The organism is Colwellia sp. Arc7-D (assembly GCF_003061515.1).
GTDB lineage: Bacteria > Pseudomonadota > Gammaproteobacteria > Enterobacterales > Alteromonadaceae > Cognaticolwellia.
The window spans coordinates 849,041-865,065 of sequence record NZ_CP028924.1 but is presented as its reverse complement, the minus strand read 5'-3'; the positions used below and the strand labels follow the sequence as shown (position 1 = coordinate 865,065).

The following is a 16,025-nucleotide window of genomic DNA, read 5'->3' as shown; positions in this document are numbered from 1 at the left end:
TATTAAATCCCAAAAATTCGTTTACTAAAATATCTAAAAATACTGCATAAATGCCAAATAAAGTGTTTTGAAAAAATTGTCCTATTGGCATGCTGAGCTAAATGTATAGCTTTTATATTTGGACAATATAAAACCTTAGCATTATATTGCAAATCAGAACGATAACAAATATCTAAATCCTCACAATACATAAAATACCCCTCATCAAATCCATTAAGCCGTTCATAATGTTTCATGGTGAAGCATAGAAACGATCCTGCAGCCCATGGAACAAAACAGGGTTTGTTAACTTTGCTTTTGTCTATTACTGAAGGATTATTCTTAAACAGAAATGACCTTATAAAGTCTGATAGCTTGGGATAATTTCTTATAGAATCATCAGATTCTTTATATTCTTTATCTTTGTAAAGGTTAATCGCGGCTACTTTAGCTTTATTACTTTGCATTGTAATTATTAGTTCAAATAACTGTGCTTCATTAATCACTACATCTGGATTTAAAACTACAAAATATCCATCATCTAGAGTTTGTAATGCATTTTTAAATCTTGTAAAAACAATATTATTATTATGACCAAAGCCAAAAAATTCATTATTACATTCGTAATTAATGTTATTCTCTAAGCACCACTCTTTTAACCCCTTCTCTTTACAGTTATCTTGTAGCTGTACTTTTATTATTTTATTTTTTGCTAAATTAGGCAATACATTTAAATTTTTTAAAATACCTAAGTGGCCATGAGATACAACTGATATACAAATATTCATAAAGTCTCTACCAAATAATTCTTTTCATATTTAAATTTCTTCTCAATAAAGATTTACATAATTTAATAGAAAATATATTGGTAAAAAAGACTATAAACATTCTGATGTTCAGCCAATATTTTTATATAAACAATGTATCTCTGATTGAATATTACACACCTTAATACTGGGCTAACCTCTTAGTAAAATAACTTTAACTAATACCAAAATACAAGTATTTATTAAGTGCCTTAAGGCGATAATAGGTTTATTTCAAGCCTAACAGCAAGATGGCTTTCGTATATATATTTTTCGTCAATGTAGATTTTAGAGGGGCTGTTTTTAAACAAAATTTGAGTCGTTGATAAAAACTAAGTTGTGAATAATTCCTGTAAAAAGAAAATAAATAATTTTGACTTTCTGTAAGTAACTTCAACTCATCTTTTTCCAAAGAATTATAAAATGAATTTGACTGTAAAAAAGCTTTTTTAATATTTACATGCCCATTAATTGCTTTATTTATTATAGCTTTCATTCCAATTTTTTTGCTAGCCCCGATAGAGTTATCGTCATGTTGTCGATACATTAAAGTTGCAATATCTATAAAGTGTACATTTTCATGAAGTGATGCAAATAGTAGGACCCACCAATCGTGCATTATTGTATTTTCATTAAAAGTATCAATTAGCCGATCCTTAGCTTTTTTGTTGATGAGCATGACGCATCCTGGTGTACTATTTTGTAAAAGTAAATTACTTAACTTATATGGCCACTGGGGGGGATTGATTCGTGACTGTAAAACGAACGTTTAATAATTTCTAGTTCAGAATTTACTACAAGTAAATCAGAATAAATCACACCAGGTGAATCATTATTAATATTAGGTATCGCTTTTATAAAATTAACTATCCGTGAATTACACCATACGTCATCTTGATCACAAAAAAAAATATAATCAGCATTTGTTTGGCTTAGAGCATTAACGAAATTACCTGCTGGCCCTTTATTTCCTTGGTTCTTTATAAAATTAATTTTGTTGTTACCAAATGACCTTACTTGAACTTCAGTATCATCTTGAGAGCCATCATCTGAAATAATTATATTATTAATATAATTGAAATCAGGATCATTAATGATCGATTCTATTTGCTCCTTTATATACCGACTGCCATTATAAGACGCTATTACAATATCAATAATCATATAATCTAAACTATACCTATCTAAGTCTCTGAAAGTTACTCTTCTTTAATAAAGAGCAAACAAAATAAAAAATAAAAAACACAACAATTGCAGAATAAAACTTCGAAAGAAGTAATAAAATATCCGTATATATATATGTTAATGAAAAGAATACTGTACTGAAAAGCAAAACTCCCATCATTCCAAGCTTAGTTACAATAACAATCATATTTTTTCTTAGTAAAAAGAAAATACACCCAAACATAAAAGATAAAAGGTACTTAAAGTAGTTTGACGCTAACGATAATAAAACTGGTAACTGACCATTAGGTCCAAATGTAACAAGCTTTTCACCTGTAGAGGCAGTTACTAACTGAGCACCTAAAGGATGAGTGTGCTCAGTTATTTTTAACATTTCTAATAATGGTGATAATAAATAATAAATAAGGTTAACATCCCCAATTTTATCTTTTATTTCAAACTGGTACCAAAAATAGAAAGTATCACCAAAAGCAATCATACGGATAAGAAATAGTTCAAATATAAATTCTAAATTTAAACTGTTCGAAACAATAGAAAAAACAACTAACATCATCACAACAGCTAAAAAGAAGACAAAATAACTTAATCTATTTAACTTTTTAGCTTTAGGATTCTTTTTGTCTAATACACCTAAGAATCCTAACACGAAGACTATAGGTAATAAAGATGACTTCGAGCCAGAGAATAACAAAACCATAATAGAGAATAAGGCTATAAACCATAACGTCAATTTAGTAAAAAAATCATTATTTCTATAAACTAAGCAATAAAGAGAAAATAATATACAAAATAATGGCATAACAAAATGTATATACCTAACAACACCGAATCCTCCCTGATAAATTAAAATTTTTGCCCTATCAGGGTTCCCTGAAAATAAAGGTATCCCTTTTACCATCCATAAGAGCAATGTTGATAGAATAAAGATTAAGAAAAAAATATAAAATATTTGAAAATCAATACGTCGAGTTCTGAGTTGTAAGGCTGCTTGGCAAACAGACAAGTTAATAGGCTTAATAAAAACACCTGGAATAATGAAGGCTAAATTCATAATAGTTATATCTATAATATCAATGTAATCGCTACTAGCTAATATTGCAGTAGCCCAAGCAAAGCTATTAAATACAATAAAAAAACTAAGAGGATCGAAAATACTATATAGATGCTTTCTAATAATTATAAATTGAGTGATAAAAAACAAGAGGGTTAAAGCAAGGTAATAATAAAGTTGTTCACTAATTATAAGTCTTGCAAATTCTACTAAATAGCCCATGTTATTTCTTTATAAAACGAGTGAAAATATAATATATATATTGATCAAAATATTTAAAAACATTAATGAGTTTTCTTTTTGATTTTTTATCTAACACACGGTTAAAAATAATTTTTCTTTTCTCAAAAATATTTATGGAGGAGTAACCTAAAATGTGATTATTCAATAGTTCATAATCTTGTACCAATTTTGGGTGCATATTCGTAGAGCTAGAAACACCATCTACACTATATCTTATTACCGGCTGATCAAATAAATGGATCATTACGCCATTTTCTAGACAACGAATATAAAAAGGGTAATCCTCTAATAGCGAATAACGTTCATCAAAGTAGCCAATTTCATCAAAAACCTCTCGACGGTAATAGGTAGATGCCCCAGAAATTATATTCCCTGTGACCAATAAATACTTCAGTAATTTTTGGGGAGATTTAAATAATTTTTTTTGACTACTTATTGTAGATATGTTGTAAGTTGTTTTAGTTTTTCTAATTGGAATTCCGGTAAGTACAAGTGCATTCGAAACAGAAAAATTTTTAATTAGCATACCAATTACATATTCATCATAAAACTCATCATCCGCTGATAATGGTATGATAATATCCCCAGAAGATTGTTTAATAGCATTATTAAAAGACTTTACTGTCCCCAAGTTAACTTCATTAATAATAATTTTAAAGGCCAAGTTTATATTTTTATATTTATATTTATCAATTAAATCAAGTACAAAAATCTGATTGAAATCGGCAGTCCCGTCATCAACGATTAAATATTCATATGATAAACCAGGTTCTAAAATTTGATTGAATACAGACTCAATTGCTTGTTCTATTAAACGCCAATTATTATAAGTAAGCGTAATTATTGAAATTTTAGTTTTTTTCATTTTACTCTAAACTCATTTATTCGTACAAAAAAGATATTAGTAATATATTTATATGAAGAAACTTTTAAAATATTGCACATTAATATATAGACAAAAATACCTGTAAATATTTTTACAATAAATTGTACTTCGATAGATTCAAGCTTAATAAAAACTATACTCAGATACATAATAAAGGTTGATATTACTATTGGAAAAATTTGCTTTAATTGCTCTAACGCTCCAAATCCAAAAAGTCTCCCTGGATAGTACGCATTAATAAAAAACGAAATAAAGGTAGTAATTAACTGCGCGATTGCCACACCTAATATGCCATAAGGGATAGCTATAAAAAGAGCTATTATTGTCATAGGTAACTTACTCAAGTCTGTTTTTAGAAACAAATCAGAGCGACCACTAGCATTAAGTATATTTAAATTCAAACTACTTATTGGTGTAACTAAACGAGCAAAAGATAAAACAATGAGTATTGGTATTATAGGTGTCCAATTTTCACCTAAAAATATCAAAACAAACTCTTCTGAAACAGCAGCGAAACCAACAAGCACTGGAAACGTAACAAATACAACAATGCCCATTACTTTGGTATACATTTCAATCAAGCGATTTTTATCTTCTTGTATTGATGTCATAATTGGAAAGGTTACCCCCTGAACTACTGAAGTCAGAGTACCTGATAACATATTAGTGTAATTATAACCTTGCTGAAAGTAACCAACTTGTGTCGCATTAAAGTAACGACCAATTAAAATTGAATATAAATTTTGCACTGTGGTTGCTATAACGCCTGCGATCAATAATTTAGAACCGAATGAAAACAGGATTTTAAATGACTCGATAGAAAACAGCCACTTAGGATACCATTTTGAGTAGACTATTAATAAAATAGAATTTACCAATACTTTGGCTAAGTTCATGCCCACTAATGCCCAATAGCCAAAATCGTTATGCACCATATATATTGCCACACTGGTACTTACTAGCATTGCAACGGTGTTTATTAACCCTTGAGTCTTAAAATCAACCTCAATCATTAATTTTGACCTAGGAACTAAAGCTATTGCATTAATAATGACAACAATAAACAACACCCTAGATAAACTTGTTAGTTCTGGTTGACTGTAAAAGGTAGCAATAAAAGGTGCTGATACATAAAGTAAACAATAGAGAATAATAGCAACGACAAAGTTAACATAAAATACAGTCGACAGGTCAGTCTCAGTAACACTTTGGCTTTTCTGTATCAGTGCTTGTGAAAATCCAGAATCGATCAACGATTGTGCCACAGCTAAAAAAATAGCGAGCATAGCAATTAAGCCAAAATCAGCAGGTGATAAAATTCTTGATAAGTAAATTAGCAATATAAAATTGCCCGCTTGGTTTAAAATTTTATCGAATAAACTCCACGCAACTCCTCTCAGGGCTATTTGTTTTAAACTCATAAAAAATATCTTTTAAAAAATGCCCTGTTAAATGTAAGATAGTAATAAGGTGCTAGATGTTAACCTAGCCAAACAAACTTTGATATTCATAGGAGTTATATCTATCACACTTTTTATTGACTAACACTTGTAAAGCTCAGGAAAAAGGTACTAAAGACAGTAGTAATATTTGATGTCAGTAACTCATAACCAAGCACTAGATATTAGCACTTACTTTTACACAGATGATAAGGGTCTAAAAAATCTAGTTTATACATCCCAAAATGCAATGTCTTACACCAACGTAAATAACACAAAGTTCATATAATATAAGACTTCCAAGTACCTTACTTAAGTAGTTTATACTTATAATCCAATCCTCAATGAGTAGACTCAATGAGTAGACTCAATGAGACAGTATTCCTTATTGAAATAATGTAAAGTTGTTTCATTCATGATAATTATAATCGACAACTTTTAAATTATTTTTCCTGTACAAAATGACATCCCCACTTTTGTATTTAGAATATAAAGCATCTATTATAGGCTCACAACCTTCCTGTATTGTCATTACATTTTGATTAGAAATTTTTAAATTATTTCGTAATTTAGTCGCTATTGCACCTGGACATAAAGTGATAATATCAAAACCATTTTTAAAAAGGCCTCCCGATAATTTAATAACTCCTGCTTTTGACGCACAGTATGATGTCCAATCTTGGTAGCAATTAAATCCTGCTGTTGACGCAATATTCAAAATTCTACATTTTGGGTTTTTCTGCAACAAAGCTCTGCACACTAAATATGTACCAATTAGGTTAACATTTATATCTCGTATCCATTTTTCTGGTTCTGAATCGATAACATCCGAGGAATATAAAGTTCCTGCTGCATTGATCACAACATCAAAATTTTTACCCAATACATAATTAGATACACTTGAAATGGAAGTAACATCCATTTCATCCCTACTTGGCGAGTATATTTTAAATTTTTCATTTAACACAGTGACTAAATATTTAGCTAAATCACTATGTCCACCAGTAATAAGTAAATTACTTTTCCTTAGGTTCTGGGATTGGGTGTTCATCACTTTCCTTAATCATATCTGCGTATTGGTCATATATTTTCTTTTTTAAATTAGAAGAGCTAACCCCCATACCATATGGAAGATAAAAAACCTGTACTCCTAACTCTTTAAGGTAATCATACTTTCCATACCAATCATCACCAATCACAAAAATATCAATATTTAATTTACTTACTGTCTCTTCATGGTCTAGTGTATGTTGAGGAATGACAAGATCAGGCCCTTTCAACCCTTCTACTATGGCTATTCTTTCTTCAAAAGGTACAGCTGGTGGCTTTTTATAACTGGAAACTAACTCATCGGTACTAACTCCAACAATCAAAGTATTCCCTAGACCACGCCCATATTGAATCATTTTTAAATGATTACTATGAAACAAATCAAATGTTCCCGATACATAAACAATAGACATAACTACCTCAAAAAAATAACATAACTAACATAACGTGGATAACTTGGATAAATCATTTTAACCAAGTACCTGAAGGGATTTCTAAATAACCTTAACTTGATCTCTTAAAGCACTTTACTTAAGAAGTTTATATCTGTAGGGCCCCTTAAATGCCAAATTTAAAACATATTTTTACTAAAACACTGCGAGTTTCAGACTACCCAGTCCCCCCCAATGACAGCTAGTAACATTTCAGACTTTGGCTCAAAGCAAATATAACTCTTGTTTAATTTAATCTCATTAAATTTATATACTATTGCACCGACACTCAAATTATACCAATAGATTTTAGCCTTTCAATGAAACGTAAATTTTTAACATTAAATATTTCAAGCAGTCATAGAGCTAAACTTTTCTATTTTTCACTCTTTAATTCATGTTTAATTGAATCTACGATTAATTTTGATGGTGTTGTACCATTAAAAAAAGGTTCGATATTTTTTTCTATGAAATGATAATGTTCTCTTGTGATTCCATTCTCCCCATCTATAAGCGCATTAACAAATTGTAGGACTTCTTCCCATTCTTTTGCGACTTTTATACTAGATAATGCACACAGACCAAAATCATTATAATAATCTTTATAGTTTTCAGTTCTAGCCGTAAATAAGACTGGTTTTTTTAAATATAGATATTCAGCTAAAAATGAACCACTATCATGAATCAATGCATCAGACTGTTGAAATAATGGAGCATACTCCCCTTCTTCTAGTTGAGTATTCTCATTTTCATGCCAAAAGTTATAGTATTGCTCTGTTCGATTTTCACCCCAATCTGAATGTGAATATAAATTGTATTTTAACATTGGGTGGGGTTTAAAAACCCACTGCACATGATCTTTTGTCTTCTTTATAAGATCTGTAAATAAATCGGCATATTGAAGGAAATTTGAATATGGTATCCTATCATTGTCGATTGTATGATGAGGTGCCCAAATAATTTTCAATTTAGTTTTTTCTTGATATTTCCATACATCCACAATGGTTTTATTATATAAATCTTCACAACTTGGATAGCCTGTGACTAAAACATTACCATCTTTACTCGTACAATATTTATTATATGCGTCCTTGGAACATTGATGAGGAGCAAATATTCTCCAAAGACCATTATGTATAACTTGGTTATATTGATCTAAGTTTCTACTACATGAAACCACTTCATGATGATATGGCACATAACAAGTTAAATAATTTAAATACGCTTCACTATGATATTCTGGCCTAGTTAATTTGTGAGGATTTGTAAAAAAAATCAAATCAGGTTGTAGTTCTTTTAACTTTAACCAATTGAGTGAAGTGCCATTATTTATTAGTGAAGAAACAACTGGGTAATTTTTCGTTTTAAAGAAATTGTAAGCTGCATTTAAATCATGAATCATATTCTCTTCGCCGTTAGAAATATAAGGGCAAATTAGAATAACAGGATCAAAAAATGGATCATTCTGCATGCGTTTAAAAACACTATCCACCTTCCAGACACTGTGTTGAATAACTAAGAAAACAACTTTGATTTTATCTTTATTTTTTATCTCTGTTAATAACTCTTGATGCTTAACTCTCATTTTTTTAGAAAGAGTCTTATTTATGTAAAAAGTTATAACCTTTTTCAATTGGTTTTTAATTGGTTTCGGTATAAATGTTATTATTCTTTTATACATTGTATTTATTCACTAACCTGATCACTTCATTAATAATTTTACTATCCATCACAGAGCTAATAGGAATACTTAACACTTGTTCGTGTATTTCTTCAGAAATAGGAAAACTATCATCCTTCCACTCTTGATAAGCAAGCTGCCTATGTGGAGGTATTGGGTAGTGTATTAATGAGTGTACACCATTGTCATTTAGGTGTTTAGCTAACTCTACACGTTGCGTCGTTTTAATCACAAATAAATGCCACACATGCGCGTTAACATCTTCAACAACGGGTAATTCGATGAATTGATTATGAATGCCTTCTAAATATGCCTTAGCCACGGATTGTCTAGCTTGAATTTCATTGTCTAAATAGCGTAGTTTCACCCGTAACATAGCCGCTTGAATTTCATCTAAGCGACTGTTCATACCTTTGTAGAGGTTTTTATACTTTTCGTGTGAGCCATAGTTTCTTAATGCTGCAATTGTAGTGGCTAGTTCACTGTCATTAGTTGTAACCGCACCTCCATCACCAAGGGCACCTAAATTTTTACCTGGATAAAAACTAAAACCTGCAGCATCACCTAATGATCCAACTTTTTTACCCTTGTACAAAGCACCATGTGCTTGTGCGCAGTCTTCAATAATTTTTAAGTTATGCTTTTTAGCAATTGCATTTAATTCATCCATGCCGGTAACTTGACCATAAAGATGAACAGTTAGTATTGCTTTAGTTTTGCCGGTAATCGCTTGCTCTACCAAGGTTGGGTCTAAATTAAAGGTGTCAATATTTGGCTCGACCAAGATTGGTGTTAAACCATTTTCTGAAATTGCTAATATTGAAGCAATATAGGTATTAGAAGGAACGATCACTTCATCACCTTTTTGCATAATGCCCATTTCGATATATGCACGCAGTATCAGCACTAACGCGTCTAAACCATTTGCAACCCCTAAGCAATGCTCAGTTTCACAATAAGTGGCAAATTCTTTTTCAAATTCGGTAACTTCATTACCTAAGATATACCAACCTGAGTCGATAACGCGAGAACAAGCCTCTTTGAGTTCAATTTCATATTGAGCATTTATTTTTTTTAAATCTAAAAAGGGTATCATTTACTAACTTCTCTTGCTGGATTACCGATAACGGTTGTGTATGGTTTAACACTTTTAGTCACTACAGAACCTGCACCAACCATTGCAAACTCTCCAATTATCACCCCTGGTAATATTGTTGCATTTGCCCCAATAGATGCGTTATTTTTAATTAATGTTTTTAAAAAACTTTCAGGGTATATTTTTGAACGAGGTGATTTATCATTGGTAAATGTCACATTAGGACCAATAAAAACGTTATCCTCAATGGTTATTCCATCCCAAATTTGCACACCACTTTTAATTGTAGTGTTATTGCCAATAACAACGTCATTTTCAATTAAGCAATGAGAGCAAATATTGCAATTATCACCAATAATAGCATTAGGTAAAATTACACAAAATTGCCAAACTTTTGTATTATCACCAATATTGCTAGATTGAACATCTGAAAGATTATGAATCATGGCTTACCATTTTAGTAAACTCTTCATAATCTCTTACATAATCAGCTTCATCATAAAAAGCATCAGCTAAAACCATTAAGACACAATCATCTGAGAAGTCGAACATTTCTCGCCAGATAAAAGACTCTATATATAAACCTTGAGCTGGATTATCTAAAAGTACTTCTATTTTTTCTTTACCGTCATCAAGCAAAAAGCGACAAGATCCTTTAACAACAATAGCTAATTGTTTTAGTTCCTTATGAGCATGAAATCCTCGGCGTACTTTATCTTTAGTATTAAACACGTAGTAAACACGCTTAATAGGGAACGGGATATTTTTTTGCTCTTCTAACGATACTAAAGAGCCACGTTCATCACCATGGCTTTGTAATTGTATTAATTTAATTTCCATTTAACTCTCTTTCTAATGAATACACTACACATAATATATTAAGTTTTATCCATTGCACTTATTTGATTTAATATAGAATTAGTTTGCTAGCTCGACAAAAAAATGATTGCGCTATTTGAATAAACAGAACAGTGATTTATTTTAATAGTAAAACTTTAATCTGCTAAAATATCTGCTCGTCACACATTTGATGCGATCACCTTAAACGTGTTACTCGCTTTCATATTGGCAAAATAGAGCTTTTATCCAGTATACATGTCCAATACAGTAGAAAGGTTTATTCATCGTACTTCCAACTAAAGTGTCGAGCATACTTATTATAAAGAATAAACATAACTACAAACAAAGCTAATTCTATACTTTCAGGCACTTGGAAGTATTCACCTAAAACACCGATTAATGACATAACGAAAGAAGCTATTGATATTACCAACAGTGTTTGACGTGATGATAAGCCTGCACGTTGCAATATGTGGTGCAAATGATCACGGTCTGGTTTAAAAGGGGATTTACCTTTGCGATAACGGCGCATAACTATCGCTAGCATATCCATTAACGGTATTGCACATATCCATAAAGCTGTTACAGGCCTAAATGAGGCATTTTCACCTTGTGTGCCAATGGTTAATAACCAAATAACACTTAGGCCGATAAACATGCTACCGGCATCGCCCATAAATATTTTTTTGGTATATTTTTTAAAGTAGCCCAGATTAAACATTAAATAAGGTAAAGTGGCTGTGGCTAAAATTAACGGGTAGCTTAAATAACCACTATTGCCACTCATTAAAAATAATACTGCAATAGCGGTGAAGGTATTTAGGCTTAAACTACCTACTAAACCGTCAATACCATCTACCATGTTATAGGCATTTATGACTACAATTATGGCAAAGTAAGTAAATATTATACCTAAAGGGCCTAACTCGATATTACCTAAACCGAATAAGTTACCTAGACTGGCAATATAGCCCCCCACACCGTAGATCATTAGACTGGCAATAATAATTTGGCCAACAATACGAATGCGTACTTTAAGATCGAATTTATCGTCAAGTGCACCAATAAACACCATCATCGCTGAGGCAATTAGGTACATACGAAGTTCTAGTGTATTAGGCAACCATAGCAAACTCGCCGCTAACACTGCAACAAATATAGAAATGCCACCGATAAGAGGAATTTGCCCTTCGTGATGCTTCCTTGCATTGGGTTTATCAACTAAACCAACATCTACTGCAATTGGCTTGAATAATTTAATAGCCAAGAAAGCAAAACAAAAAGCGCTTAAGGCAGTTAATACAGTGACTATCATCTAAATGTACTCCTGTTTGCCGAGTGCTTGGTTTTTATGGCTCACTTCAGTTGCCTGACTCGTATCAAATTCTGATTTATTATCACTTAACGAGTCATTACAAAGATTAGTCGGTGTACTTTTTTTAGTAAAATAGCGTATTAAAACTATTAGTACCGATAAAATACCACCTAGCATAGTTCCAAGTACAACAATTAAGGCTCGTTTAGGTTTAGCTTTTTCTTCTGGTGCATTGGCAGGATCAATGGTTTTTAATACATACTCTTTTGAAACTTCAGCTAGCATTATAGTTTTTGTTTGTTCTTCGATCAGCTGGTAAAAAACGGTTTGCATATCTGACAATTGTGTTTCATCTAATTTCTTAGTTAAATAGTCAATACTGTTTTGCGCTTCAATTTTATCTTTTTCGCGCATAGTGCTGTTAATATCATCGACTAATAACTTTAACCATTGAGTAGCAATTTCTGGTGAGTAATGTTCTATTGACATTGTTACCATGCCCGTTTCTTTGTCAGTGGCTATCGACAAAATCTCTTTAAATGCTTGAAATGCTTCCCATGAAGAAGGTTCAGGTTTTTTAGGCGCTTTTACTTCTCTTATCCATATTTTGTTCGTTGTATTATAAATTTCTTCATCGAATATGAGTGTATTAGTATTAATATCCCAATTATTTGCTGCCATTAATGGCACAAGTAAACTATGTTTGGTAATAAATTTTTCTAGAAAAAATCGTGATTTTAATACTTCAAGCGCAAGGCCGGTTTTATCTGTGCCACCGCCGCCAAGGTTAATACCCGCTAAACTTGCTAAACCGCCGAACTGTCCAGCCATTTTAGCCAAACCTCCGGCTCCACCTTGATCACCAGTTGGAGACAATAAGGTTGTAGCTTTATAAATATTCGGTTGATTTATCGCATATAAAACTGATGATATGGCAAATACAGCACTGATGATAATAATCAATAGCTTGCCTGACCAAATAGCATGCCACAGTTCGGCCAAATCTATTTCGTCGTCTTCGGTGAGGTGTTGTTGCTGATAAAATTCTTTTGAATTCATTGCGTTGACTTCACTTGAAGTACTTCCTTGCAATTTATGACTTTTCACAATAACTCGCATTTAAGTTCATTTTAATAACTATTCCTAGAGGCACTTTAAATTAATATATAATACTAACTGCCCAACTGAATAAGTATTATAACAAGGTCTTCGGCCTTGTTAATAGTGCTTTATTAATTTTTTAGTATTAGTGTTTAAGTTATGTCATCGATATTTAGATAATTTCGCTGATTCAGTTTAGATATTTAAGTAGATATGTATCATTATAAGCTCAGTGGTTTTCTGTATAAAGCAGCACCACCATTCATAGTAATATACTCTGAGGCTTATGTTTGATGCGCTTTTTATTACAACTAATATGTGCTGCTTAAATTGTAGGGCTAAAGTCCGACAATTTAAGTAATACAGTCTGTATTAACTAGTTACATATTTTGTTTTTTTATAAAGTCGATATACCAAGGCATTGCTTTGTTAATACCCTGCTGAATACGAAACTCAGGCTGATAACCAATTAAACTTTTAGCTTTAGATATGTCGGCCTGTGAATGGCGTACATCTCCTGCTCTGAAGTCTTGATAAGTCGCCTGCTTACTATAACTGACTTCATTAAGACTTAACGCCGACACTAAGCTTGAAAATAACTCGTTCAGCGTTGTTCTATCGCCAAGTGCTACATTGAAAACTTGATTTTTACCTTCTTCATCAGCGGTTGCTGCTAATATGTTCGCTTGTACAGCATTTTCAACAAAGCAAAAGTCGCGACTAGTTTCACCATCACCATTAATAAATAGGTCTTGATTTTCTATCATTGCTGCAGTCCATTTTGGAATAACAGCAGCGTAAGCACCATCAGGATCTTGGCGTTTCCCAAAAACATTAAAATAACGTAAACCTGTCGTATTTAAGCCATAAGTTTTATTAAATACGTCGGCATAAAGCTCATTAACATACTTAGTAACAGCATACGGTGATAATGGTTTACCAATATTTTCTTCAACTTTAGGTAATGCAGGGTGATCACCGTAGGTAGAACTTGAAGCAGCGTACACAAAAGTTGCTACTTTAGCGTCTTTTGCTGCCGTTAACATATTAACAAAACCCGTTATATTTGCCGAGTTAGTTAAAATGGGATCGGCAATTGAGCGAGGAACAGATCCTAATGCAGCCTGGTGCAAAATGTAATCTATCGCTGTATTATCAATTGTGAGTGCTTTTTGACAATCTTCAAAGTTTCTAATATCACCTTCGATGAAAGTAAAGTTATGCCATTGCTTAGAAGACACTTCAGATTGAACTTCATCTAAGTTATGTTGATGGCCAGTAGCAAAGTTGTCTAAACCTATAACTTTTTGGTTTAATAATAATAATGTCTCTAGAAGGTTTGAGCCAATAAATCCGGCGACACCTGTTACAAGCCAAGTTTTTGGTGTTTGTATAAGTTGTTTCTTTACTTCATCGTATCTTGACATTATTACGTCCATTTACTGTTACTTTACTGATAGTTTAAAACTTATAGCTGAATACTTGTCATAATTAACTCACATTTATTTTATGTGATGCTTTTATAAACGCATATCCACTGACTCTTTTGGCAAAATGTATTTTAAGTCGTAAAGTACGTGTTGTGCTTTACCTAATTTGCGAATTTCATCAACTCCCATTAGCTTGAATTGATTATGAGCTACAGCAAGAATAATGGCATCGTAATGACCTGTTTTTGGTTTTTCAACCAGACTTAAATTGTACTCATGTTCAGCTTGTTCGCTTGAACACCATGGGTCAGTAATATCTACATTGATATTATATTCTTTAAGCTCACTTACAATATCAACAATTTTGGTATTACGTAAATCAGGACAATTTTCTTTAAAGGTAAGGCCCATAATTAATACGTTTGCACCTTCCACTTGAATACGTTTATGTAACATATTTTTTACTAATTGAGACACTACATAAGCGCCCATACCGTCATTTAAACGTCTTCCAGCCAGTATCATTTCAGGATGATAGCCAACTAACTGAGCTTTATGAGTTAAGTAATAAGGATCAACACCAATACAGTGACCTCCTACCAAACCTGGGCGGAACGGTAAAAAGTTCCATTTAGTGCCTGCAGCCTCTAGTACTTCCAAAGTATCGATATCGAGTTTATTAAAAATTATAGATAGCTCATTGATCAAGGCAATATTAACGTCGCGTTGTGTGTTCTCAATAACTTTTGCAGCTTCTGCAACTTTGATTGAACTCGCTTTATGCGTACCGGCAGTGATAATAGAGCGATATAAATCATCAACTATCGTTGCAATTTCAGGGGTTGAGCCTGACGTTACTTTCAATATATTAGTCACTCTATGTTCTTTATCACCTGGGTTAATGCGTTCAGGTGAGTAACCCGCATAAAAATCTTTATTAAAAACTAAACCTGAAAACTTTTCTACTACGGGAATACAAGCTTCTTCTGTTGCCCCAGGGTAAACAGTAGATTCATAAATAATAATATCGTCCTGTTTAACTACCTTACCTAGCATTTCACTCGCTTTAATCAATGGAGTTAAATCAGGCTGTTTATGTTGATCAATAGGCGTTGGCACAGTAACAATATAAACATTAGCTGTTTTTAAATCATCTGGTTGACAGGAGTAGCTGAGGTTTACTGTTTTGGCCAATTCTTCATCGCTAACTTCAAGCGTGCTATCGGTACCATTATTTAATTCTGATATGCGTGCTTGGTTGATATCAAAACCTAAAGTTTTATATTTTTTTCCAAACTCTACCGCTAGCGGCAAACCAACATAGCCTAAGCCGATTATGGCAATTTTCACATCTTTTAAGTCACGTATCATTTTAAGAACCTATACTATTATAAGCCAGTTATATTTTATTATTACTTCTTCACTTAATGCTTTTTAAATTGTAGGTCGGTATTTAAATCATCAAATTGACGTTATAAATACCAACCCACTA

16 protein-coding genes are annotated in these 16,025 nt (G+C 32.1%); all 16 read right to left on the bottom strand.

Annotation, left to right across the window (positions count from 1 at the left end; all coding sequences use genetic code 11):
- Positions 1-2: 2 nt before the first annotated feature.
- Complete coding sequence (locus DBO93_RS03790; protein WP_108455136.1) at positions 3-767, bottom strand: glycosyltransferase family 2 protein; 765 nt, start codon at positions 765-767, stop codon at positions 3-5.
- A gap of 247 nt (positions 768-1,014) precedes the next feature.
- On the bottom strand, positions 1,015-1,464 hold the full coding sequence (locus DBO93_RS03785; protein ID WP_108455135.1) for a hypothetical protein: 450 nt from the start codon (positions 1,462-1,464) through the stop codon (positions 1,015-1,017).
- A 38-nt stretch (positions 1,465-1,502) separates the two neighbouring features.
- Complete coding sequence (locus DBO93_RS03780) at positions 1,503-1,949, bottom strand: glycosyltransferase (RefSeq protein ID WP_108455134.1); 447 nt, start codon at positions 1,947-1,949, stop codon at positions 1,503-1,505.
- Between the two features lie 16 nt (positions 1,950-1,965).
- Positions 1,966-3,243 carry a hypothetical protein gene (locus tag DBO93_RS03775; protein ID WP_108455133.1) on the bottom strand — a complete coding sequence of 426 codons (1,278 nt, stop codon included), beginning with the start codon at positions 3,241-3,243 and terminating at the stop codon, positions 1,966-1,968.
- A 1-nt stretch (position 3,244) separates the two neighbouring features.
- Complete coding sequence (locus tag DBO93_RS03770) at positions 3,245-4,129, bottom strand: glycosyltransferase (RefSeq protein WP_108455132.1); 885 nt, start codon at positions 4,127-4,129, stop codon at positions 3,245-3,247.
- Complete coding sequence (locus DBO93_RS03765; protein WP_108455131.1) at positions 4,126-5,571, bottom strand: lipopolysaccharide biosynthesis protein; 1,446 nt, start codon at positions 5,569-5,571, stop codon at positions 4,126-4,128. The genes DBO93_RS03770 and DBO93_RS03765 overlap by 4 nt, the downstream gene beginning before the upstream one ends.
- 427 nt (positions 5,572-5,998) lie before the next feature.
- Positions 5,999-6,640, bottom strand: coding sequence for an SDR family oxidoreductase (locus DBO93_RS03760; RefSeq protein WP_108455130.1), 642 nt, complete (start codon positions 6,638-6,640; stop codon positions 5,999-6,001).
- Positions 6,606-7,052, bottom strand: a complete 447-nt coding sequence (locus tag DBO93_RS03755; protein ID WP_108455129.1) for an adenylyltransferase/cytidyltransferase family protein — start codon at positions 7,050-7,052, stop codon at positions 6,606-6,608. Before DBO93_RS03755 ends, DBO93_RS03760 begins: the two co-directional genes overlap by 35 nt.
- Positions 7,053-7,446: 394 nt before the next feature.
- Positions 7,447-8,751: a CDP-glycerol glycerophosphotransferase family protein gene (locus tag DBO93_RS03750; protein WP_108455128.1), complete on the bottom strand. Its 1,305-nt coding sequence runs from the start codon at positions 8,749-8,751 to the stop codon at positions 7,447-7,449.
- Entirely contained in the window at positions 8,744-9,847 is a 1,104-nt protein-coding gene (locus DBO93_RS03745) for a DegT/DnrJ/EryC1/StrS family aminotransferase (RefSeq protein ID WP_108455127.1), read from the bottom strand. Before DBO93_RS03745 ends, DBO93_RS03750 begins: the two co-directional genes overlap by 8 nt.
- Positions 9,844-10,293: an acyltransferase gene (locus DBO93_RS03740; protein WP_108455126.1), complete on the bottom strand. Its 450-nt coding sequence runs from the start codon at positions 10,291-10,293 to the stop codon at positions 9,844-9,846. Before DBO93_RS03740 ends, DBO93_RS03745 begins: the two co-directional genes overlap by 4 nt.
- On the bottom strand, positions 10,283-10,687 hold the full coding sequence (locus DBO93_RS03735; RefSeq protein WP_108455125.1) for an FdtA/QdtA family cupin domain-containing protein: 405 nt from the start codon (positions 10,685-10,687) through the stop codon (positions 10,283-10,285). The genes DBO93_RS03740 and DBO93_RS03735 overlap by 11 nt, the downstream gene beginning before the upstream one ends.
- Before the next feature lie 277 nt (positions 10,688-10,964).
- Positions 10,965-12,002 carry a UDP-N-acetylglucosamine--undecaprenyl-phosphate N-acetylglucosaminephosphotransferase gene (gene wecA / locus DBO93_RS03730; protein ID WP_108455124.1) on the bottom strand — a complete coding sequence of 346 codons (1,038 nt, stop codon included), beginning with the start codon at positions 12,000-12,002 and terminating at the stop codon, positions 10,965-10,967.
- Positions 12,003-13,121: a Wzz/FepE/Etk N-terminal domain-containing protein gene (locus DBO93_RS03725; RefSeq protein WP_343215942.1), complete on the bottom strand. Its 1,119-nt coding sequence runs from the start codon at positions 13,119-13,121 to the stop codon at positions 12,003-12,005.
- 362 nt (positions 13,122-13,483) lie between these two features.
- Positions 13,484-14,530, bottom strand: coding sequence for an NAD-dependent epimerase/dehydratase family protein (locus DBO93_RS03720; protein WP_108457736.1), 1,047 nt, complete (start codon positions 14,528-14,530; stop codon positions 13,484-13,486).
- A 93-nt stretch (positions 14,531-14,623) separates the two neighbouring features.
- Positions 14,624-15,904: a Vi polysaccharide biosynthesis UDP-N-acetylglucosamine C-6 dehydrogenase TviB gene (gene tviB, locus DBO93_RS03715; RefSeq protein ID WP_275403665.1), complete on the bottom strand. Its 1,281-nt coding sequence runs from the start codon at positions 15,902-15,904 to the stop codon at positions 14,624-14,626.
- Positions 15,905-16,025: the final 121 nt, after the last annotated feature.